Source organism: Falsiroseomonas sp. HC035, assembly GCF_050563525.1.
Classification (GTDB): Bacteria; Pseudomonadota; Alphaproteobacteria; order Acetobacterales; family Acetobacteraceae; genus Falsiroseomonas.
The window spans coordinates 1-20,599 of record NZ_JBNXUN010000022.1 but is presented as its reverse complement, the minus strand read 5'-3'; the positions used below and the strand labels follow the sequence as shown (position 1 = coordinate 20,599).

The 20,599-nt window shown below is 65.0% G+C and carries 18 protein-coding genes and 3 pseudogenes; 5 read left to right on the top strand and 16 right to left on the bottom strand.

Going from position 1 to position 20,599, the window contains the following annotated elements:
* Positions 1–181 precede the first annotated feature (181 nt).
* On the top strand, positions 182–868 hold the full coding sequence (locus ACLF3G_RS26180; protein ID WP_430672344.1) for a CatB-related O-acetyltransferase: 687 nt from the start codon (positions 182–184) through the stop codon (positions 866–868).
* 552 nt (positions 869–1,420) lie between these two features.
* Here ACLF3G_RS26180 and ACLF3G_RS26175 read toward each other — a convergent pair.
* From ACLF3G_RS26175 to kdsA (ACLF3G_RS26160), 4 genes are all read right to left on the bottom strand, one after another.
* Positions 1,421–2,137, bottom strand: a complete 717-nt coding sequence (locus tag ACLF3G_RS26175) for a cytidylyltransferase domain-containing protein (protein ID WP_430672343.1) — start codon at positions 2,135–2,137, stop codon at positions 1,421–1,423.
* A complete protein-coding gene (locus tag ACLF3G_RS26170; protein ID WP_430672342.1) occupies positions 2,134–3,135 on the bottom strand; it encodes a KpsF/GutQ family sugar-phosphate isomerase in 1,002 nt (333 codons plus the stop codon). The genes ACLF3G_RS26175 and ACLF3G_RS26170 overlap by 4 nt, the downstream gene beginning before the upstream one ends.
* Before the next feature lie 344 nt (positions 3,136–3,479).
* On the bottom strand, positions 3,480–5,462 hold the full coding sequence (locus ACLF3G_RS26165) for a hypothetical protein (protein WP_430672341.1): 1,983 nt from the start codon (positions 5,460–5,462) through the stop codon (positions 3,480–3,482).
* 447 nt (positions 5,463–5,909) lie between these two features.
* Complete coding sequence (gene kdsA / locus ACLF3G_RS26160; RefSeq protein WP_430672340.1) at positions 5,910–6,755, bottom strand: 3-deoxy-8-phosphooctulonate synthase; 846 nt, start codon at positions 6,753–6,755, stop codon at positions 5,910–5,912.
* Between the two features lie 380 nt (positions 6,756–7,135).
* Between kdsA (ACLF3G_RS26160) and ACLF3G_RS26155 the strand changes: the two genes are divergently transcribed.
* Together ACLF3G_RS26155 and ACLF3G_RS26150 are read left to right on the top strand one after the other, a co-directional pair.
* The gene (locus tag ACLF3G_RS26155) at positions 7,136–7,693 is read left to right on the top strand and encodes a hypothetical protein (RefSeq protein ID WP_430672339.1); all 558 of its coding nucleotides are present in this window, start codon (positions 7,136–7,138) and stop codon (positions 7,691–7,693) included.
* Positions 7,694–8,155 carry a UPF0149 family protein gene (locus ACLF3G_RS26150; protein WP_430672369.1) on the top strand — a complete coding sequence of 154 codons (462 nt, stop codon included), beginning with the start codon at positions 7,694–7,696 and terminating at the stop codon, positions 8,153–8,155.
* A 64-nt stretch (positions 8,156–8,219) separates the two neighbouring features.
* On the opposite strand, the pseudogene ACLF3G_RS26145 reads toward ACLF3G_RS26150, so the two are convergent.
* Positions 8,220–8,399, bottom strand: a pseudogene (locus tag ACLF3G_RS26145) (ISL3-like element ISMdi2 family transposase); the annotation flags it as partial.
* Positions 8,400–8,406: 7 nt separating this feature from the next.
* Positions 8,407–8,674 (bottom strand): annotated as a pseudogene (locus ACLF3G_RS26140) (IS30 family transposase); the annotation flags it as partial.
* Between ACLF3G_RS26140 and ACLF3G_RS26135 the strand changes: the two are divergent.
* Positions 8,628–8,993 (top strand): annotated as a pseudogene (locus ACLF3G_RS26135) (IS3 family transposase); the annotation flags it as partial. The pseudogenes ACLF3G_RS26140 and ACLF3G_RS26135 sit on opposite strands and share 47 nt — an antisense overlap.
* A gap of 75 nt (positions 8,994–9,068) precedes the next feature.
* Here the strand turns inward: ACLF3G_RS26135 and ACLF3G_RS26130 are convergent.
* The 10 genes from ACLF3G_RS26130 to ACLF3G_RS26085 form a co-directional block, all read right to left on the bottom strand.
* On the bottom strand, positions 9,069–9,326 hold the full coding sequence (locus tag ACLF3G_RS26130; RefSeq protein ID WP_430672338.1) for an NAD-dependent epimerase/dehydratase family protein: 258 nt from the start codon (positions 9,324–9,326) through the stop codon (positions 9,069–9,071).
* Positions 9,327–9,353: 27 nt separating this feature from the next.
* Entirely contained in the window at positions 9,354–10,235 is an 882-nt protein-coding gene (rfbA, locus tag ACLF3G_RS26125; RefSeq protein ID WP_430672337.1) for a glucose-1-phosphate thymidylyltransferase RfbA, read from the bottom strand.
* A 28-nt stretch (positions 10,236–10,263) separates the two neighbouring features.
* Positions 10,264–11,148 carry a dTDP-4-dehydrorhamnose reductase gene (gene rfbD / locus ACLF3G_RS26120; protein ID WP_430672336.1) on the bottom strand — a complete coding sequence of 295 codons (885 nt, stop codon included), beginning with the start codon at positions 11,146–11,148 and terminating at the stop codon, positions 10,264–10,266.
* Entirely contained in the window at positions 11,148–11,744 is a 597-nt protein-coding gene (rfbC, locus tag ACLF3G_RS26115; RefSeq protein ID WP_430672335.1) for a dTDP-4-dehydrorhamnose 3,5-epimerase, read from the bottom strand. The genes rfbD and rfbC overlap by 1 nt, the downstream gene beginning before the upstream one ends.
* Before the next feature lie 202 nt (positions 11,745–11,946).
* Positions 11,947–12,924: a KpsF/GutQ family sugar-phosphate isomerase gene (locus tag ACLF3G_RS26110; RefSeq protein ID WP_430672334.1), complete on the bottom strand. Its 978-nt coding sequence runs from the start codon at positions 12,922–12,924 to the stop codon at positions 11,947–11,949.
* Positions 12,921–13,646: a 3-deoxy-manno-octulosonate cytidylyltransferase gene (locus tag ACLF3G_RS26105; RefSeq protein ID WP_430672333.1), complete on the bottom strand. Its 726-nt coding sequence runs from the start codon at positions 13,644–13,646 to the stop codon at positions 12,921–12,923. Before ACLF3G_RS26105 ends, ACLF3G_RS26110 begins: the two co-directional genes overlap by 4 nt.
* Positions 13,643–14,500, bottom strand: coding sequence for a 3-deoxy-8-phosphooctulonate synthase (kdsA, locus tag ACLF3G_RS26100; RefSeq protein WP_430672332.1), 858 nt, complete (start codon positions 14,498–14,500; stop codon positions 13,643–13,645). Before kdsA (ACLF3G_RS26100) ends, ACLF3G_RS26105 begins: the two co-directional genes overlap by 4 nt.
* Positions 14,501–14,615: 115 nt before the next feature.
* The gene (locus ACLF3G_RS26095) at positions 14,616–15,671 is read right to left on the bottom strand and encodes an SDR family oxidoreductase (protein ID WP_430672331.1); all 1,056 of its coding nucleotides are present in this window, start codon (positions 15,669–15,671) and stop codon (positions 14,616–14,618) included.
* Between the two features lie 243 nt (positions 15,672–15,914).
* Positions 15,915–19,004 carry a CHAT domain-containing protein gene (locus ACLF3G_RS26090; RefSeq protein WP_430672330.1) on the bottom strand — a complete coding sequence of 1,030 codons (3,090 nt, stop codon included), beginning with the start codon at positions 19,002–19,004 and terminating at the stop codon, positions 15,915–15,917.
* A gap of 2 nt (positions 19,005–19,006) precedes the next feature.
* A complete protein-coding gene (locus ACLF3G_RS26085; protein ID WP_430672329.1) occupies positions 19,007–20,404 on the bottom strand; it encodes a hypothetical protein in 1,398 nt (465 codons plus the stop codon).
* 13 nt (positions 20,405–20,417) lie between these two features.
* Between ACLF3G_RS26085 and ACLF3G_RS26080 the strand changes: the two genes are divergently transcribed.
* The coding region (locus tag ACLF3G_RS26080; RefSeq protein WP_430672328.1) for a hypothetical protein at positions 20,418–20,599 on the top strand (182 nt) is incomplete at its 3' end.

Sequence of the window (20,599 nt, the reverse complement as noted above, 5' to 3'; positions counted from 1 at the left end):
AGCACAGCTCTTTACGTAATCTGTAAAACACAATCCGAGAATGATGTCTGGCTTCTTCGGAGCCCCCCAAACGAAGGTTGCATGCATGCTTCTAAAAGAACATAGAGACTACTACCAGATACGTGTAACGCGGCCGCTGGCAGAGCTCCTTGCCGAGCGTCGGATCTTTCGACGGCACCGGATGAACGATCCGGCGATTGATGAAAGCGAGCCTGTGTTATTGTTAAAGTCGACCATTATCGAGCCCTATACTAGTTTTTTTTCTCTTGGCAATCTTTGTACGATGGGGGCCTTTTCTTATTCCTATTCGCGGCTTCCTGTAGGCATTACTATCGGACGCTACTGTTCAATTGCCGCGCATATGCAGCTGTTTGGTGTCCAGCATCCGACCAACCGGGCAACTACTTCCGTCCTGTGCTATGATCGACACCACCTTATTACCGAGGCCGCACTAGCAGATTTTGGATCTCTTCCAGTCATTTGTGAGGCGCCGCAGAAGCCAGTGCCGGTGATCGGAAACGACGTGTGGATCGGTGGCAATGTGGTGCTGGCGCGAGGCATCACGATCGGCGATGGTGCGATTATCGGTAGCAACTCTGTGGTGACGAAGAGCGTCGAGCCCTTCATGATCGTTGGTGGCAATCCAGCCCGCACTATCCGCCGCCGTTTTTCTGACGCATTATGCGAGCAGTACCTTCGAGTCTGCTGGTGGAGCTACGCGTTACCAAATCTTGAGCGGCTGGATCTTTCCAGGCCGGATTATTTCATCGGTGAGATAGAAGAAAATGTGGCTTGCGGCAGAATAACGAAGTTTGCGCCGGAGCCAGTGAATGCAGGCAATATAATTTCGCTGATCAATGCTGCTTAGCAGCTCGCTGACGAAGTCGCCGTGGCTTGATTCTGGTATCGGCGTCAGTCGGAAGCAGGTGTCGGGTGGCGCTGGGTCGGCAGCGGGATCGGCAGTCGGAGACTGCTGGTGTCGTGGTCAAAGATGCCAATTTCGCCGGGACATGCGTTGTACGACCGGCGCCCAATGTGCTTGCGGCCCCAATGGCGCAAGGATACTGAATTCGGCCAGATGACCGCAGAGGGCCTTGATAAGCGTCACTCGTTGCCGTGACAGCTGCTCGTGCGTACGCTGAACGACCCGAGCCACCTGCTGTTGCTCGCTCTTGGTGTCGTACGCCCTCTACCGAGTCGATATCGTCCGCGTGCGGGGAAACCAGCCCACCCTCGACTACGTCGGGCGGCGTACCTCCGAATGGAAGAGTAAGCCCGAGATCATCCGCTGTCTCGAACGCTTCGTGGCCCGCGAGATCTTCGGCTATCTCTGCCGGCTAAACGGCCCGCCCACAACGTCCCCAGCCACCACTCGACCGATATAGGAGCTTCAGAGCCATCAGCATATGTGGATTTTCAGCTAAACATAGCCGGCGGTGAAACCCTCTACTTGGTCGAGCATCGGCGCGAGAGCGCGGCCAATTTCGAGGTCGCTTCGCACGTTGATATCATGCGAGTAGGGAAACTCGACCTCGAACAGTTTCGGCTGTCTGCCAAAAAAATAGGAATTCAGTAACATATTGGCATGTCTCTGGATGAAGATACCGCCGTCTTGAAAGAACACTGGCGCCAGAGTTTTGGCCAATGCGTGTTTAGGGCCATAGGGGTTGTAGTTGATGGGAAAGCCGTGCTCGTTCCACATGTGACTCTGCATCCGAATTACGGAGAGAAGGGAATCAGCGCCCTCGGTTTCGGCTTCGAGGAATGCGTCAATTGCGGCATCATAATGTCGGGCATAAAGAAACGGATTGGTGCAGTGCGACCACACAATAATGTCGGCATTTACCCGCTTGACGAAATCTCCTATCATAATGTTCGCGGGAGAAACCGCCTCATCGCAGGCTGCCTCGTCGCGGTCGACGACACTGGCGCCGGCGGCGAGCGCAAGCGAGCGAGCTTCCGGACAATTGGTGCCGACAACTACTTGTGTGACGTGTCGAGATTGCTGAAGCTGCTTTACCTTACGGACTACCAGCGGCTGACCGGCCATTAGCTGCAAATTCTTATTCGGTATGCGAACGCTACCGCGGCGCACTGGCATGAGGGCAAGGATGCGGGCTAGCCCAGTCTCGCTCATACCACGCCAGCCTGAACGAAATCGATCATGTGCACGCCGCCGAGGGCGGTGCCTGAGGCATCCACCACCGGCGCGGCGGTGACTCCCATGTGGTTGAGCTGCGCCAGCCCTTCGGCGGCAAGCAGATCGGGGTTAAGGATCTTCGGCTTCCGGGTCATGATCTCGGCGACCCGGCGCACCACTAGGTCGGGCGACATGTTGCGCCGCAGGTCGCCATCGGTGATGATGCCAAGCAGCCGATTTTTAGGGCCGATGATTAGCGCGTATCCCAACCCAAGCTGACTCATACGAATCAAGGCTTCTCCGATCGTGGCATCGCCCAATACTGCCGGCACGTCCTTGAGCGGGCGCATCACCTCCTCGATCCGCTTCAACTGAGAGCCGAGCTTGCCACCCGGGTGAAATCGCTGGAAGTCGGTGGCGGTGAAGCCGCGAGCCGAGAGCAGCGCGACCGCAAGCGCATCGCCAACCGCCAACTGCATCAAGGTGGAGGTGGTGGGTGCCAGCCCGTTCGGGCAGGCTTCGGCGGCGCGCGGAAGCACCAGCGCGACATCCGCTGCGATGGCCAATGTGCTTTTCGCTTGGGAGGTGATAGCGATGAGCGGGACGCTGAAACGACGCGTGTAAGAAATAATGTCCGACAATTCGGCGGTCTGGCCGGACCAAGACAACGCTAGCACCACGTCGTCCGTGCGGATCATACCAAGGTCGCCGTGGCTTGCTTCGCTCGGGTGGACAAAGTAAGCGGTTGTGCCGGTGGAGGCGAGGGTTGCGGCGATTTTCTGGCCAATATGGCCGGATTTGCCCATGCCGGTAACGATGATGCGGCGGCTGCCGTTGCGGATTAGCTCCACCGCTGCGTTGAAAGCTGTGCCAAGTGGGCCACCGAGCGCCTCGATCAGTTCGTCGAGCCCGGCCCGTTCCGCAGCGACGGTGTTGGCACCAATTTGCGCGGATCCCAGACCCAGCAGCAACTCATTCTCTACATCCGTCGACATCACGATCCACCTCAACGTTAAGCATCATGCAATGACGAAAAATATCCAGCAGCTACTTTATCAAGTCAAAAAATCAAACGGCTTTCGGCGATTGTTTACCCGGTTCGATCAGTCTAGCGCTTCGGAAACCGACAAGCATAAAATTAAGCCCAATCGCACCATTTCGTATTGGCATCACATCGTCGCAAACCTCCGTCGTAACCGAATAGTTCCGTTTGGTGCTCTGCAACGCTGCTTTTCACTTTAGATTCGCTCCATCCGAAGCAACGCGGGATTGTTAGGGTCGTGGTCGCCATCGCATTACTCCGCAAACCTCCGATATAAATGGGATTCCCCCGGAATGACTAAGGCGCGCCTAATTCGATAAGTTGTTGTAGTACCGGCAACGCCGACTGCTTCGCGGATTTTTCTTGCTCTTTCTGAGCTACCATTTCTTTAAATGAAATACCATTGTTTGGCACTCTAATAAAAAATCTCTCTACTTGAACAAAAAGCAGGTATTTGGGTTTATATTTTTTTAGGTACTCAGCATCAAGATCTGGGCAGTGGATCGCAAGCACCTCGCTGAACACTTCGGCACAGAAGCTGTGGCTCCAGGTACCCATGCTGTCGTGCAGCATTAGCAACTTTTCATTTATTAGCGGCTGCTTGTTCCGGAACAGGCGCACCGAGCCGTCGTTTACGATGCCGTTGGTGAATACTTGGCTGCCGTTCGGCCGGGCCGGCCGGATTAAGGAAATATCCTCCGGCGGCATCCGCAGTTTCACGCCTAGGTCGCCCTGTTGCAGGCCGGCAAAGCGCTCACCTGGCACCGCCCGAATCGCTGCGGCCACCTCCGGCATACCCGCTATTTCGAGCGCGTGCGCGACATAGTTGATGGTGCCGTGATGCGTCCAGTGCGTGTCGGTGCGGTAATAGCTACGTTCGCTATTGTGCAGCCGACGCATAAGGTGCGGCCGGTAGACGGTCGGGTGCGAACGGCTGGCCACCGATTCCAGGTATGCATTTACCGGCGTCAGGTCGAACTGCTGCAGCCGGAGGTCGGCAGGAAGCAGGTGGCTCAGCGCTGTTTCCTTGTTCGGCGCGATGATGTGGACGTAACCGCCATGTACACCCGCTTGCATAATGCTGCGGCGTTCGGCATGCACCTGGGCAATATCCGCTAGCTGCTGCTTGGTCAGCTGCATCCGCCCGGTCAGCTGGTCGCGCAGCTGGTTGGCCCCGCCCCCAAGGAACAGCTCGCGCTCGCGGCCGATCAATACCGCTTCAGTGGCCTCTTTGCCATCCGGCGCCCGATGGGAAGTCGTGGCCTGGCTAAAACCTGTGGCGCCGACGACATCCGCCAGCTTGATGACCGGCAGCAGGCCACGCGAGAAGAACAGGGCGATTAGCTGCGTCGAGATGCGATTGGGCTCAAAGTCCGAGCCGGCGTTCAGCCGCGGGGACTTCGTACCCTCTCGCAGCATCTCAGCGATCTGGAAAGCCTGCTGCGTCAGGCGCGTTGCCTCGGTCACCTCGTCCAGCGACCAAGTATTGGCCACTTCCGCGAAAGCTAGGCGTTCTTTGTAGAAGGCGACGACGCTGTTCATGTGGCTGAGGCAGGAGGCCTCGTCCTTCTGGATCAGCGCCAAGTAGCCGAGCATGAACCTAGCGGAAAGGCCGTTCGGAGCGCACAGCCAAGTGCAGCTGAAGGCTTCGGTTCGATAAACCACACGCTCGAAGTACCAGCAGGCGCCAGCAATGTCGCCGCGCTTGTAGCGAAGGAAAGCAAGGGCATTTGCCATCGAGACGTACCAGCGCACTGAGAGTTCGTCTCCGGCCGAGCTCAGTAGCTCCAGCAGGTAGCGGCCGAAGCGGTCGATCCGCGCAGCATCGGCCACTACCTCGGTGCTTAGAAGGTCCCGCCAAATCAGTACGCAGAGCGCCGCAGCCTGCAGCGGGCGCTGCCGGCGGAAGCGCGCTAGCGCCCGCAGCGCCATGAAGCTGAGCGTACCGTCATGCCGCTCCCGCGATGCTGGATTCTGGATGTGCCTCCAGAAGCCCTGCACGGTCGTCATCGCTGGGGTGAAGCTATGGATCGTGGCGTCGCGGTGGATCGGAAGCGGCTTGAGGTCGTCCGGCACCTCAGGCCGGACGATGATCTCGGTCGGGTACTCGAAGGGCGAGAGGCGCAGTACCGCGGTCAGGCGGAAGCCAAGCCGGACATGGCATTCGCCAAATGCTGGCTCCAGGTCCCGGCGTGGCATCACCATCTGTTTGGCCTCCAGCCGGCGGCCGTTCACTAGCAACGCTAGCGGCATGTCAACCGGCTGATCGTCGAGTGCCACCCAACCTTCTACAATTAAATGCTTCCCCTCGATCCTAGTGTTGTCGACGGACCCCTTCAGTACAGCAGCCAAAATTTCCTCTCCTTAGGTCGGACGGCGAGCTTCGATGGGTTGCGGCATCTGCAGGGATGCCCTGCTGTCCTGCTTCCGAAGTTCTTCGCCCCCGGACTCAAAACATCAGGCGTTACTTTAATGGTCCGCTCGACTGGTTAGATCGCTGGAGACCTCACGAACGGAGCAGCAGGACACCATCGCACCATCGCATCACACTGAATCAGCAAGGTCGGATAATGTACCACAATTCAGCAGCTCTATCACTGAAACACTCTTAGCGTAACTTCGAGATCTTTAGGATCGTAGGCTTTCCTACGGATAAGGTATGGCACGGCTACTGGAACTAAGGCTTTCGGCCTGGGACCTGGACCCGCAGGAACTCGAAATCGGTACCTAGGCGGACACGATCCGGCGCTTGGCTAGGGCATCGAACGCCATCAGGTCCTCGAGCAATGCAGGGAAATCCTTCAGCGCAATCATGTTCGGGCCATCGGAGGGGGCGGAATCTGGGTCGGGGTGCGTCTCGATAAACACTGCAGCGATGCCGACCGAGACAGCCGCACGGGCCAGCACTGCAACAAACTCCCGTTGGCCGCCCGATGAGGTGCCCTGCCCGCCCGGCTGCTGCACTGAATGCGTTGCATCAAATACCACTGGCGCGCCCATCGCCGCCATGATCGGCAACGCGCGCATGTCCGACACGAGGGTGTTGTAGCCGAAAGTGACTCCGCGCTCGGTCGCCAGCACGCGGGTGTTGCCGGCGCCGGTGATCTTGGCCAGCACGTTCTTCATGTCCCACGGCGCCAGGAACTGACCCTTCTTCACGTTGACAACTCGACCTGTGGCCGCTGCTGCCAGCAAAAGGTCGGTCTGCCGGCACAGGAAGGCGGGGATCTGCAGGATGTCCACCACATCCGCTACTATGGCGCACTGCGCAGCGTCGTGGACGTCGGTCAACACCGGCAGGCCGACGCCCTCGCGGATTTCGGCAAAGACCTTCAGAGCGGCGTCAAGGCCGATTCCACGGGCGCCTGCGGCGCTGGTCCGATTGGCTTTGTCGAAGCTGCTTTTGTAGACGAGGCCGATTCCTAGGTTCGTACTGATCTCGCGCAGTGCCACAGCCAATTCTAGCGCATGGGCGCGACTTTCCATCTGGCAAGGGCCGGCGATGACGGTCAGCGCCAAGTGATTTCCGAAGCTGACCTTGCCAAGGGAGACCGTGGCATCGGGAGCGGGCATCAAACAATCCTCTATCAAACAATGTTCACCCGACGCCGCGCCGGCACTTGGCTATCACACTTTCCTACAACCTACAGCGCGAAATCAACTTCTGGCCAAGCCCAGCCGTCTCACCACAAGGAGAAAGGATCGAATAATTTCATGATTCTCAAATATTCGAACACGGCCGCGAATGAGGCCACCCCAGGATTTCGCTAGAGTATATCCCTGCCATCTTCTGGGATCAATGGGAGAGCGAGGCTCGGAACTCGTGCGAAACGAGCGAGGCGGCCCCTGTGTCATGTATGGACATCGGGTAATCGCGGCCTGGGCGGAACCTGCTCATAGTGCCTCGATCCGGACGGTGTCGTCCGGCATCTCGCGCGATGGGAGGCTGTTCAATGACCCGGTTTGTAGGCCTGGACGTTTCGCAGAAGCTGACAGCGATCTGCGTAGTGGATGACACCGGCCGCCGGCTGTGGCGCGGCCAGTGCCCGACGGAACCAGAAATGATCGAGCAAGCCGTTCGGCGGCATGCGGGAGATGGAGCGGCGGTCGGGGTCGAGACAGGCCTCATGACGCCCTGGCTGGTCCACGAACTGCGCGGGCGAAAACTCGAGCTGGTCTGCCTTGATTGCGGATACCGCCGGAAAGCGACCGGTGCTTCCGGGCTCTTCCGCATTTTGTTTGGTTTGTTCCGGCGATTGTTGCACGTCAGCGCGTCAACCGCCGGCATGAACTGCTGGACTGACCATTCGCTCGTGACCGGCTGGGGCAAACGTCTACGTTGCCCGCTCGGACACGGGGCGGCGATGAAGCAGGATCCGCGTTCTGCAGGAACAGACTGGCTGGGCCTCGATCTGCTTGAGGCTTGGCTTAGCTCCAGCCGTGCACCCGAATACGCGATGGATCTGTCGGAGCTGGACGGGTTTCTGGCTGGCATTGCTGTTAGTCCATAGATCATCATACCGAGCGAATGGCTACACTTCGTGTGGGGTGACGAGCCTCCGGTATTCGAGGACGCTGCCGAGGCGGAGGCGGTGCTCGGTGCCATCATGGCCCGCTACAACGAGATCATCCACGGCCTGCAGGACGAAGAAGGCATCCTCGAGCCGCTGTTCCTGACCGATGAGACATGCGAGGTCATCGCAGATCTTTGGGCGGAAGAGTTTCTCGAAGCTGTCGGCCTGCGTTCCACCGCTTTGGGGCGCCGCACCGACAAGTTCGATCTCGAGGTGGACGAGGATCGCCTCGACGAACTGCTCGCCGAGGTGCCGGACATGATCGCGCCCTGCGTGGTGGCCATCGACCGGTTCTGGAAGACCAGACGGAGCCGCGGACGCGTTCCGAAGATCGGCCGCAACGCGCCCTGCCCCTGCGGGTCGGGGCGAAAATACAAGCTCTGCTGCGGCAGGAACTGAGGTTGCGGAGGGTTGCCGCCAGCATGAACCAGAGGCCACGGCCGGCGCCCTGATACCTTCCTGGTCATGCGGTTAGGAGCACACGTTGGCGCAGCAGGTGAAAGCCGGCGCGGCCGCACATGGAGCGCTTGATCGCCTTGAGGCGCGTGATCTGGCTCTCCGCGGGGCTGGTGGTCCATGGCGTTGCCATGGCGGCAGCCACGGCGTCCTTGTCGCGCTTGAGACCGCGGGCAAAGCCGTTCAGCACCCACCATCTCCTCCTGCTCAGAAAACAAGAGGTAGCGTCCCGAAGGCGCCTTGGCGGACCGCAACAAGTGCGACGGCGCCATCCCGCCCGCTACCCGGAACCATCTCGAGCCGACTGGCTGTTATACGCCCACCTCCATTGCCGCGTCCTCGCTCGACATGCATGCCGCAATGAACGCCCAGAACCGGCGTCGGTGTTCCCGCATCCCGACGCCGCCCGGGCGACCTCACCTGGTCCCGTAACGCCCGATCCGAACGCCGCCGACCCGCCATCGCGCAACACTCCGCCAAGAAGTTGCGACGACCATGTGAATCCACCCAATGTTGTTCCGTGGACTACCAGGCCGAACTGAAGGCAAACGGCATCCTGATCGCCATGTCCGGGCGGGGAAACTGCTTCGACAATGCCATGGTCGAGACGTTCTTCAAGACGCTGAAGTCCGAGCTCCTCTGGCGCACCGCCTTCGACACGCGTGCCGACGCCGCAGCCGCCATCGGCCGGTACATCGACAGCTTCTACAACCCAATCCGCCGCCATTCCACGCTCGACTTCACAAGCCCCGCCCAGTTCGAGAGAATGGCCGCTGCATGACCCAATGCCTCTCCACAAAAGCGGGGCAAGTCCACCACGGGTCATTTCTCAGCGAAAACTCTGACCCCTCCCGGGTCACCTCTTAGTGCAAATCAACAGCATCACCACTTCCGGCTGCCACTGTGCCAGCACCGCGGATATCGCCTCCGCATCGCAGATGTCCGCCTTCACATGGACATGCCGGGAATGGCCCCGCGCGCCATCCAGCGCCTCGTGGCTCGCCGCATAGGTCTCCTTGTCCACGTTCACCACCACATGATCCGTGTTGGCGATCAGGCGGCGGACCACGGCCGATCCGATGAAACCCAGGCCGCCGGTCAGCAGGATGTTCATGCGGACTCCTCGTTCGACCGGTTGCAGTCAGTCAGCGTCGCGCGTCAGCAGGCTTTCAAGGTAGGTGCCGTAGCCGCTGTTACGCAGCGACGCAGCCAGGGCGCGGAGCTGGTCGCCATCGATGAAGCCCATGCGCCAGGCGATTTCCTCGGGGGCCGCCACCTTCTGCCCGGTGCGCTTCTCGATGGCGCGGACGAATTCGCCGGCCTCCAGCAGGCTGTCATGCGTGCCGGTATCCAGCCAGGCATAGCCGCGCCCAAGGCGGACCACCCGCAGCGAGCCCTCGTCCAGGTAGACCCGGTTGAGGTCGGTGATCTCCAGCTCGCCACGCGGCGAGGGTTCCAGCGCCTTGGACAGCGCCGCGGCGCGGCCGTCGTAGAAATAGAGCCCGGTCACCGCCCAGTCGGAGCGCGGCAGGGTCGGCTTCTCCTCGAGGGTCAGCGCGCGGCTCTGGCCGTCGAACTCCACCACGCCGTAGCGGTGCGGGTCGGCGACGCGGTAGGCGAAGACGGTGGCGCCGCTTCCGGTGGCGTTGGCCTGCGCCTCCTTCATCCGCTCCTCCAGGTCGTGCCCGTGGAACAAATTGTCGCCGAGCACCAGCGCGCAGGGCTCGCCCCCGAGGAATTCATCGGCCAGGACGAAGGCATGGGCGATGCCGCGCGGCTTGTCCTGCTCGGCATATTCCAGCTTCAGGCCCCAGCGTTCGCCATCGCCCAGCAGGCGTCGGAACAGGGGCAGGTCGTGCGGCGTCGAGATGATCATGATCTCGCGGATGCCGGCCAGCATCAGCACCGACAGCGGATAGTAGACCATCGGCTTGTCGAACACCGGCAGCAGCTGCTTCGAGACGGCGAGGGTCGCCGGATGCAGCCGCGTGCCCGAGCCGCCCGCCAGGACGATGCCCTTCATGCCGTAGTCTCCAGATCGTGTGGGGATATCAAGACGCCGGTCCGACCAGGGTGTCGAGGCAGGTGGCCAAGGATTGCCGCCAATCCGCCGGGGCGATGCCATGCACGGCGCCGATGCGGCTGCAGTCCAGACGGCCATCGGGCGGACGCACGGCGCGGGTCGGGAAATCCGCGGTGGTGATGGCGGTGACGCGGGGCCGCTTGTGGCCGCGCCGCGCCGCCTCGGCCACGATCGCCTCGGCGAAGCCGTGCCAGGTGGTGTGCGGCGCGCCGGTCAGGTGGAACAGGCCATGGGCGGCATCGCCCGCCGGCGCCGCCAGCAGCCGCGGCGCCATGTGGGCCACCGCCTCGGCCAGGTCGGCGGCGAAGGTCGGCGCGCCGTGCTGGTCGGCGACCACGCGCAGCTCGTCGCGCTCCGCCGCCAGGCGCAGCATGGTCTTCACGAAGTTCGCGCCGTCCGGACTGCACACCCAGGCGGTCCGCAGCACCACGCTGCGCGGATTGGCGGCCAGCACCGCACGCTCGCCTTCCTCCTTGCTGCGGCCATAGACGCCGAGCGGGGAGGGGCTGTCCGTTTCCAGGTAAGGCGCGCCCTTGCGGCCGTCGAAGACGTAGTCGGTGGAGAAATGCACGAAGGGCGCGCCGTGGGCGGCGGCGGCGGCGGCCAGCCGCGCGGCGCCGGCGCAGTTCACCGCGAAGGCCAGCGCCTCCTGGTCCTCGGCGCGGTCGACCGCGGTGTAGGCGGCGGCGTTGACGACGAGGTCCGGGCGCGCCGCCTTCATGGCAGCGGCGACGGAGGCGTCGTCCGTCAAATCCAGCTCCGGCGGTTCCAGCGCCGTGACCTCATGTCCCGCGAGCCGGCGCACCAGCGCCCGCGCCACCTGGCCCTCGCGGCCCGCGACCAGGACGCGCATCAGAAGGCCGGCCCGAGATCGGCGAGGCGCGGCGCGCGTCGGTCCTTGTCGGACAGCGTCGCGGCGGCCGGGTCGAAGCCCCAGTCGATGCCGAGCGCCGGGTCGTCCCAGGCCAGTGACCGGTCGCACTCCGGCGCGTAGAGGGCGGTGACCTTGTAGGCGACCTCGGTCTCCGGCTCCCGCGTGATGAAGCCATGCGCGAAGCCCGGCGGCACCCAGAGCATCAGCCCGTTCTCGCCGGACAGTTCGGCCGCGACATGCTGGCCGAAGGTCGGCGAGTCGCGGCGCAGGTCGACCGCGACGTCGAGGATGCGCCCGCGCAGGACGCGCACGAGCTTGCCCTGGGCGTGCGGGGGCGTCTGGAAATGCAGGCCGCGTACGGTGCCGACATAAACGGAGACGGATTGATTATCCTGCACGAATTCATCCGGAATGCCGACCGAAGCGAAGTCCCGGCGCGAATAGGTCTCGACGAAGGCGCCGCGGGCATCGGCGAAGCGCCGCACGGAGACCAGCAGCGGGCCATCGATCGGCAGGGACTGGAACTCGACGTTTCCGGCGCGTCGGGTGGGGAACGGGGCGACCCGATCCGGCATGCAGTATTCTCCGAGGGCGATGGCTTAGGTCACGCCTATTTGACTCATCGTATAACACTATGCTGCGCCGCACTAGCATGTTGTTAGAGGAGATCTGCACTCTCTGTTAAGATATTGCGCCTCTTGCGGAAATATTCGCCTCACTGCCTCTATGCGACAGGCGGATACGCGGCGACCGCAGCGGCAGGCTCCAACCTGACCATCACACCACGCCGGCCCGCAGCAGGTCATGCAGGTGCAGGATTCCAACCGGCCGGTGGTCCGCCTCTACAACAAAGACGCTGGTAATGCTGTGCTCATTCATCAGGCCCAGTAGATCGGCGGCCAGGGCCTGGGGCGAAGTGGTGCGCGGCGCGCGGGTCATCACCTGCGTCACGGCCAGGTTCAGGTTCAACCCGCCCTGGAAGGCGCGCCGCAGATCGCCGTCGGTCAAGACGCCCACCAGGCGCCCCTCCGGATCGACAACCCCGGTGATGCCGAAGCGCCGGGACGTCATTTCAACGATTGCTTCACTCAAAGTCGCCGACAAGGTGACGCTGGGGATTTCTCCACCGCCGTGCATCAGGTCGCGGGCCCGCTTCAGTTGCGCGCCAAGCTTGCCGCCAGGGTGGAAGGAGCGGAAATCCGCGGGCGAGAAACCGCGCGCCTGTAGCAGGCAGATCGCCAGCGCATCCCCCATGGCCAACTGCATCGTCGTGCTGGTGGTGGGCGCCAGGCCGTTCGGGCAGGCCTCTGGCATGCGTGGCAGCGCCAGCAGGATGTTCGCAGCGCCGCCCAGCGCACTTTCCGGGCGCGACGTGATCGCGATCAGCGGCACGTCGAAGCGCCGGGAATAGGCAATGACATCGACGAGTTCCGGCGCTTCGCCGGACCAGGAGAGTGCCAGCACGACATCCTGGCGGGTGATCATGCCGAGATCCCCATGGCTCGCCTCGGCGGGGTGCACGAAGGTCGCCGGCGTTCCGGTGGAGGCCAGGGTCGAGGCGATCTTGTGACCGACATGGCCTGACTTGCCCATACCCGTGACGATTACCCGCCCCGACCCCGCCAGTATCAGCGATACCGCTTCGATCGCCTTGTCGCCCAACGCCCCCTCCAGGGACAGGCGCAACTCCAGCAGGCCCGCCACCTCTAGCGAAATGGTGCGCACCATGGCCTCGCGCCGCAGGTCGTCGGTCATGCCAGCAGGTCCCGCGCACGTTCCAGGTCGGCCGGCGTGTCCACGCCGAGGGGGACATCATCCACGGCCACGGCCTCGATCCGCATCCCGGCCTCGAGCGCGCGAAGCTGCTCCAGCTTCTCGCGCAGTTCCAAAGGCGAGGGGGGCAGGGCGATGAAGCGGTCGAGGGCTGTTCGCCGCCACCCATACAGGCCGATATGGTGGTAAAGTGGGCCGTCGCCCCAGGGCGCCGTTGCGCGGGTGAAGTAGAGACAGCGGAAGTGGCCTTCCGTCAGGCGAGAGCCGACCATCTTCACCACCGAGGACGCGGTACGCTCCTCCTCCCGGTGGATCTCCGCGACCAGGGTGGACAGGTCCACGGCCTGGTCACGCAGCGGCGCCAGCACCGCCCGGATCGCCACGGCCGCGATGGTCGGCAGATCGCCCTGGACGTTGACCACCACGTCATGGCGCCGGTCCGGATCGATGGCCTGCAGCGCCTCATGGATGCGGTCGGAGCCGGAGGGGTGGTCGCTGCGGGTTATCTGCACCCGCCCGCCCACCCGATGTATGGCTTCGGCGATCTCGGCCGCATCGGTCGCGACCACGACCTCGCCGATCGCGGCCTCGATGGCCCGGTGCCAGACATGCACGATCATCGGTACGCCGTGGATGTCCGCCAGCGGCTTGTTGGGTAGGCGGGTCGCCGACAAGCGCGCGGGGATCAGGACGATGGGGTTCATGCGGTGGCGGGGCCGGGTACGAAAGCCTTCACCAGGGCGTCGATCGCCATCAGGCGGCGCAGCAGTGCCTCGAACTGGTTCAGCGGCACCATGTTGGGTCCATCGGAAGGCGCGTTGTCGGGATCCTCGTGAGTCTCGATGAACAGGCCAGCAACGCCGACCGCCACCGCGGCACGCGCCAGGGTCTCCACGAATTCACGCTGGCCGCCGGAGGATGTGCCCTGGCCGCCGGGCTGCTGCACCGAATGGGTGGCGTCGAAGATCACCGGCAGGCCAGTCTGCTGCGCCATGATGGGCAGCGACCGCATGTCGGAAACTAGGGTGTTGTAGCCAAAGGAAGCGCCGCGCTCCGTCAGCAGCACCTGCGGGTTCCCCGCGCCGATCAGCTTGGCAGCGACATTCTTCATGTCCCACGGTGCCAGGAACTGGCCCTTCTTGACATTCACCACGCGGCCTGTCGCCGCCGCGGCGAGCAGCAGGTCCGTCTGCCGGCAGAGAAAGGCCGGAATCTGCAGCACGTCCACGACCTCGGCCAGCGGCGCGCACTGGGCGGCGTCGTGCACATCGGTCAGCACCGGCAGGCCCAGGCTTTCCCGGATCTCGGCAAAGACCGGCAGTGCCTTAGCCATCCCAACCCCGCGGGCCGCGCTGGCGGAGGTCCGGTTCGCCTTGTCAAAGCTGGTCTTGTAGATCAGGCCTATCCCAAGCCGCTCCGCGATGTCCCGCAGCGCCGCGGCCGTTTCCAGCGCGTGAGCGCGGCTCTCCATCTGGCAGGGGCCGGCAATCAAGGCGATGGGAAGATGGTTGCCGAGGCGCACGCGCCCGACCCCCACTGCGATCTGGTGCGGTGTCATGCAGCCCGATTACGCCGATAGCGCAGGATCGCCAATGCTTCGGAACGGAGAGCAGATCTGTGCCCGGTTTAAGGCCGCCTGCTGGTCCCCGCCATCCCCGCAATCGAACCCTGCTCTACCGGGCTGACCGCATGATGCGCAGGGCAGTCGCGGCCGTGTTTCGCTGCCCTCGGCGATGATCCCTGGCGATCGCCCTTCCCAACAGCCAGCTGCCACCAAGCACCCCGACCCCGGCGAGCGCGGCGCCGATACGCAGCAGCGCCGGGTCGTAGCCGCCGACGGTGGCGCGGGCTTCATTTCCGAAGCGACCCCGTGCACCGCGGTCGCCGGGCAAGGGATCGAACAGGTTGTCCGGGCGTTCCTGCGCCGGCTCATCCGCCTGTTGGCCGGCATAAGCCCTGGTGGCCAGCATCCGGTCCAGCAGACCTGGCGCAACCATGTTGCCGAGGATCGCCTGCACCGCGGGGCCGCCGACCCAGAACTCCCGCGGAGCCTCCTCCGCGGCACGCAGGATATGCTTCGCCACAGCCTTCGGCGCGAAGACCGGGGCAACGGGGCGCGGACGGCGGGGCATGTGGTTGCGGGCCCAATCAAACTGCGGCGTGTCGACGGCCGGAAGCTGCACCATCGTCAGCCGCACCTTGCTGCCGGCGTGGATCAACTCGCTTCGCAGGGAGTCGGTGAAGCCGCGGATCGCGAATTTGGCGGCGCAGTAGGCCGCCTGCATGGGAATGGCGCGATAGGCCAGCGCCGAGCCCACCTGCACGATCGTGCCGTGGTTGCGCGGGCGCATGTGCTGCAGGGCCGCCAGGGTGCCGTGGACCGACCCTAGATAGGTGACTTCGGTGACGCGGCGGAACTCCTCGGGCGTGGTTTCCGCGACCTCGCCGAGCACCGTGACCATCGCCGCGTTGATCCAGACATCGATGGCGCCAAAGGTCGCAGCCGCCTGCCCGGCGGCGCGAAACACGGCCTCGGGGTCCGCAACGTCGAGCGGCAGGACCAGGGCTGCACCGCCTTCCCGCTCGACCTCGGTGCGGGCGGCCTCAAGCCCCGCCACACCGCGCGCGAGCAGGGCGACGTTCCAGCCACGCTGCGCGAAGGCGTGCGCGGTGGCGCGCCCGACGCCGGCGGAGGCGCCCGTGATGACCACCGTTCCACGATCCGCCATGCCGACCAACTCCCTACCCCGCGGGTCCGGGCACAGGTGTGGCCCGGATGCCCTGGCAGCCCCCGGCCTCGTTGCGCAGTGCCCGCCCAGCCTCCCGGCGATCCTGTGCCGGTGGGTCCTGGAGGCATCCCGCCGGCCTTCCCGTGCCTCGGCGTGCAACGGCGGCAAAGGCGGCCTGGTTCCCGCCAGCGTCAGCCGTGACGGCACGACCTGACATCGGGCGGGCCTGGAAGGGACGTTTTTCTAAAGCGACGTCGCCCGGGCCTCCATACGCTGGGCGGGTGAGCGGCGGCCATCGCCGATGAGCGCGAAGCCGGCCCAGAAGCGAGGATGCGCATAGACGGAGGGGAAGGGGCCGCTACCGGACCTTTGCAGCATGTCGAGCTGCGCCCGTTGCAGAGCCACGGCGGAATCGGCCCCTTCCTCCTGTAGCTGCAGCATCTGGGTCATGGTGTAGACTGCGGCCACCTCCGCCACGTTCCAATGCGTCACCAGCAGGCCCCGCGCCCCGGCCCAGAAGAAGGATTGGGCCAGCCCCGAAAGCGCCTCGCCGGCCGCACCGGCCGCGGCCGTTGCCGGGCTTGCGGTATTGCAGGCCGAGAGGATGACCAGGTCGGCATCGAGGCGGAAGGTACTGATCTCGCTGGCCCGCAGGAAGGCCGCGGACGCATCGGGCGCACCACGACCGACAGAAACCATGACGGAGGGTTCGTCGATGCAGGACAGATCGGTCGGCGTGAGCCCGTGGGTCGCGAAGTGGATGATCCGGTTCTCGCCCAGCCGTGCGGCCTTGACGGCAGCCAGAGTGAAATCTGGCCCAAGGGTAGTCGCTCCGCGCCCGGCCCTGAGGAGCGCCGCGGCGGTGCTGATCTCAAGGCTGGAGCCCTGCAATTCCCTCAACTGGCTGGCTGCGAGGGCATCGTTGCCGCAACGGTCGCTTGGAAAGCTTGCCGCCAGTTGTGCCGCGGTCGGCGGCTGGAAATTGCCAAACCCAATATAGGGTCGCGCGGCGGTCGAGGCCGGGGCGCCGTTCCGCACCGTGACCAGCGCCTGCGGCGACGTGGTGTGCACCAGGGCAAACTGGCGCAGCAACCACGCTGCGTCGTGCAACGCCGTTGGCGCCGCCGGCTCCGTTAGCATCAGGCCGAACGGCAGGGCCAGAAGCGGGCCGGTCGGGACCACCACCAGGCGGTCGGCGCCGGCCATGGCGGCGCCGAGCGGCGCGAACAGCCGCTGGTACAGGGCATGTGCCCCGGCCGTATCGAAGGCGGGAACGTCCTCCGGTTGCGCGATATTCGCCTCCATGCTGGCGCGCACCCGGCGCACGAGCATATCGGCCGCCGCCTCGCCAAGCTCGATCCGGCTGGCGGTCACCTGCCCATCGGGTCGCACCGCGAGGGCGTATCCGTGCTGCGGGCCGAGCAGGAACTGCACCAGCACCTCCCGCTGGTTCAGGACCCTCGCGACATCGCTCGCCGCAGGCGACGCCTGCAACAACTGCCGGTAGGCCGGCGCTGCCGTCGCAACCTCGCTTTCCGCCTCCGCACGTTGCGTCAGGCGGTCCGCGATGCGGGCGTCGATCTCGGCAACCCGGTCTTGCGAGGCTGCACTGTCCCGCGCCGCGAAAAGGTCGCGCAAATCGCGATCGAGGTCCTGCATCCGCCGAACCGCGTCACGGCCCTGAGCTGTTCCGGAGGCGAGGCGTGCGGCCGATTCTGCCATGAATCGCGCAGTCTGGCCGGCCTGCGCGAATTGCGCTGCCGCGAACATCTCGACCTGCAGCGATGGCGCCGCGGCCGGGTCGTGAGCCGCCGCGGCGGCAAGGGCGTCCAGATAGCCCAGCACCTGCTGCGATCCCAAAAAGATGCGCCGGCTACGGAGGATCTCGGTGCCGGCCCGGTAGCTGCTCAGCGCGGCGTCCAACTGGCCGGCTTCCAGCCAGCGCTGCCCGGCCAGGAACAGCGTCCGCGCCTCCGAGCGCTGCTGACCGGGCGCCGCCTGGCCGAAGCTCTCCGCCGCCCGGTCCAGGATCGACGCGGCCTGCTGCGGGACGCGCTGTGCCGAGAGCAGTGCCGCTTCGGTGCGCAGGGCGCGGCCAGTAACAGTCGCACGGGAATATCCAACACGGCGCTGCAGGTCGCGGGAGCTTGCCAGGGCGGCGGCGGCCGCATCCTCCCTGCCGCCACGGGCCAGCAGGGTTGCGCGCGCCCGACGTACCTCGATCAGCCCAATGACCCCCGTCTGGGCGTTGACCGGCAAACTGGGGTCGATCGCGATGTTTTGCGTCTCGGTGCGGGCGGTCAGCAGGTCCGGCGGCACGAAGTCCAGGTAGCCGGCCTCCGCCTCGGCAAGCAGTTCGAGCGCCTGGGCATCCTGCCGCAGGTTCAATGCATGCAGGCCCCGGTAGTGCTGCAGCCGTGCCCGCGCCGTGCGGTCGGACGACGAGGCCACCAGTGTCTCGGCGCGCTGGAACAGCGCCTCCGCCTCGCTGAATCGCTGCTGGTTGGAGATGTTGAAGGCCTGCAGCACGACGGGGTTGATCGCATCGGGATTGTTCGGGTTGCCGCGCTGCTGGATGACGACGGCGGCGCGATAGGCCCGCTCGGCCTCGGCGTAGTTCTCGGCCAGGTTCTGTTCCTGCCCCAGGCGCATCGCCTCGTCGTAGAACCTGGCGTCGTCGGCTCCCGAAGCGGCGGCAGGGCCATAGGCACGTGCCAGCGCCTGCTGCACGGCGAGATTCAGCGCCGCGGCTTGCGTACCGGCCTGCCCTGCGCCCTGGTCGGCGCCTCGCGCAATCCGTTCCACGACGGGCAGCGTCGCGCCGTAACCGTCGGCGACGACAGGGCCATCCGACCCCCTGGTGACGATGGCCAGATGCATCAGGCTGCTCTGCAAGCGGCGGCACGGCAGCAGGCGGGCCTCCGTGCCATCCGAGAGCCGGATCGGCTGCGGTGCCTCGCAGGTCAGCCGCTGGTCCAGCCAGCGCCGCCAGATTCCGCCCGATGCAATCTGGTCGAGGTCGGCCGGACCGGAGGGGCCGCGCAGGGCAAAGACCCGTGCCGCCGGCAGTACGCCACCGCCGCAGAATACGTCGCGCGCGGCAGCGACCGGAAGCTCGAGCGCTGGGGCGCGGCTGGCCTGGCTGATGCAGGTGGCGCCGGTCGCATCGACGCCGGCAGGGCGCGTCTCGGCCACCTGCCGTGCGCCAAGCGTCACATAGGCCTGGTCAGGCGGCACGGCGCAACCCGCGACTGCCACGATGGCCAGGCCGGCAAGGCTGAGGATGGGCGCGGGCAGCCGCCGACGGCTGTGCGGCCTGTTTGCTTTCGCCATGGTCAGTAATCCTCCTCAGCGATGTTGGGCACGAGAACGTCCTGGTCGAGGGAGGGCAGCACGCCCTGCAGGCTGAAGTTGTTCAGCAGCGGGAGGACCAGAGGCTGCGCGATCGCCGTCGCCACGCAGTTTAGCGTGCTGATGACGCAGTCGTTGATCCGGTACAGGGCTTGGCCGCTCACCGGTGTTGCCGTGGTCAGGCCGAACCGGGCCGCCGTCGTCCCACCGAACCCATTGACAAACCCCGTCAGGTCGACAACCGGCGTTCCGCTCGCGCGCCCGCCCGCCGGCAGGCCATGCACGCCGATCCGGCCGGCCACCACCTGTCCGGTCGCATCGCCGCCGTCGATCAGCAGGAAGATCGGGTTCTGTCCGGCATCGAGATTAAGCCTGACGTCGCCCGCGGCGTTGCGGGTCGCCGCCGGGCTGCCATCACCGCCGGGCAGTCCGGTGCCGAAGATCCGGCCACCAGCGCGCGGTGTCAGGCGCTCGCTGTTCACCTGCCAGGGCTGCACACCTGGCTCCAGGGCAGGGTTATCCCGGGTGGCTGCCGTGAACACCGCCGGATCGAGGTCGCGCAGCGCACCTGGGCTTCGACGCGTTTCGAAGATCACCAGGGGTCGCGCCGCTGTGGCAATGCCGGCGATGGTCGAGAGGAGGTCGCCGGCCTCTCCGATGCCGCCGCCGGCAGCCAGCAGAAGGACCGTGCCGACCGTGAAGTCGGTATTGGAGAAGCCAAGGATCGAAGCAGCATCCCCGGCCGGACCGGCCGCGATGACTACATGTTCGCCCCGATAGCTGCCGCCATCCAGCCGGAGGGTGTGGCCGGCGCCCCTGATCGTGAAGGCGAGGTCGCCGGTGGCGTTCGCCTGGACGTCGGTTGCCGTCAGATTGCCGCCACCGGCTGCGACACGGATCTCGGCGCCGCGCAGTTCCGTGCTGTTGAGAGTGATGCCGTTCCCGGCACTGATCTCAACTGTGCCACCGGTCGCGATCGGTCGTTCATTCAGCGTCAGAGCGCCCCCTGCCGTCACCACGAGGAACTGCGTTGCCGCAAGTGCTCCGTCGACGACGGCGGGGTTGTCGCCCAGGCGCAGCAGCAGGCTGCCCTCGGCCGCGGTCATGCCTTTGATTAGATCCAAACCATTGCTGGCCCGATCCAGCGCGATGCCACCGCCAGCGCTGGCGGTGAAGCGTGGCGCCGTCAAGCGCCCGGCGGCGGTCTGGGTGATGTCGCCGGCGGCCGTCAGCATGATTTCTGTGGCGGCCGTGACGCTGTCGTTGAAGGCCATGGCACCGAGGGCGGCGGTGAGATTGGCGGTGGTCCCTGCCTCGACCGCACCCTGCACCGTCAGCGCGGGGCCAGTGATTGTCACCATGGTGCCGCTGGCGCCGGTCACCGTCAGCGCGTCGGTGGAGACAAAGCCGAGCGCGCCGCCGGCTACGCCGTTGAAGCTGCCGACGGCGTTGGCGCTGTTCAGCGCGATGCTGCCGGTCGCGGCGGAGGCGCTGAGCGATGGGGTGGTGAGGGCGGCGGATTGGCTGATGCCGCCGGTGGTGGCGGTGAGGGCGACGCTGGTGGTGCCGGCGACCGC

Coding starts and splice junctions, on each gene's coding strand:
- ACLF3G_RS26180 (WP_430672344.1), top strand. CDS start 182: ATGAACGATCCGGCGATTGATGAAAGCGAGCCTGTGTTATTGTTAAAG.
- ACLF3G_RS26175 (WP_430672343.1), bottom strand. CDS start 2,137: ATGAGCGAGACTGGGCTAGCCCGCATCCTTGCCCTCATGCCAGTGCGC.
- ACLF3G_RS26170 (WP_430672342.1), bottom strand. CDS start 3,135: ATGTCGACGGATGTAGAGAATGAGTTGCTGCTGGGTCTGGGATCCGCG.
- kdsA (WP_430672340.1), bottom strand. CDS start 6,755: ATGCCCGCTCCCGATGCCACGGTCTCCCTTGGCAAGGTCAGCTTCGGA.
- ACLF3G_RS26155 (WP_430672339.1), top strand. CDS start 7,136: ATGACCCGGTTTGTAGGCCTGGACGTTTCGCAGAAGCTGACAGCGATC.
- ACLF3G_RS26130 (WP_430672338.1), bottom strand. CDS start 9,326: ATGAACATCCTGCTGACCGGCGGCCTGGGTTTCATCGGATCGGCCGTG.
- rfbA (WP_430672337.1), bottom strand. CDS start 10,235: ATGAAGGGCATCGTCCTGGCGGGCGGCTCGGGCACGCGGCTGCATCCG.
- rfbD (WP_430672336.1), bottom strand. CDS start 11,148: ATGCGCGTCCTGGTCGCGGGCCGCGAGGGCCAGGTGGCGCGGGCGCTG.
- rfbC (WP_430672335.1), bottom strand. CDS start 11,744: ATGCCGGATCGGGTCGCCCCGTTCCCCACCCGACGCGCCGGAAACGTC.
- ACLF3G_RS26110 (WP_430672334.1), bottom strand. CDS start 12,924: ATGACCGACGACCTGCGGCGCGAGGCCATGGTGCGCACCATTTCGCTA.
- ACLF3G_RS26105 (WP_430672333.1), bottom strand. CDS start 13,646: ATGAACCCCATCGTCCTGATCCCCGCGCGCTTGTCGGCGACCCGCCTA.
- kdsA (WP_430672332.1), bottom strand. CDS start 14,500: ATGACACCGCACCAGATCGCAGTGGGGGTCGGGCGCGTGCGCCTCGGC.
- ACLF3G_RS26095 (WP_430672331.1), bottom strand. CDS start 15,671: ATGGCGGATCGTGGAACGGTGGTCATCACGGGCGCCTCCGCCGGCGTC.
- ACLF3G_RS26090 (WP_430672330.1), bottom strand. CDS start 19,004: ATGGCGAAAGCAAACAGGCCGCACAGCCGTCGGCGGCTGCCCGCGCCC.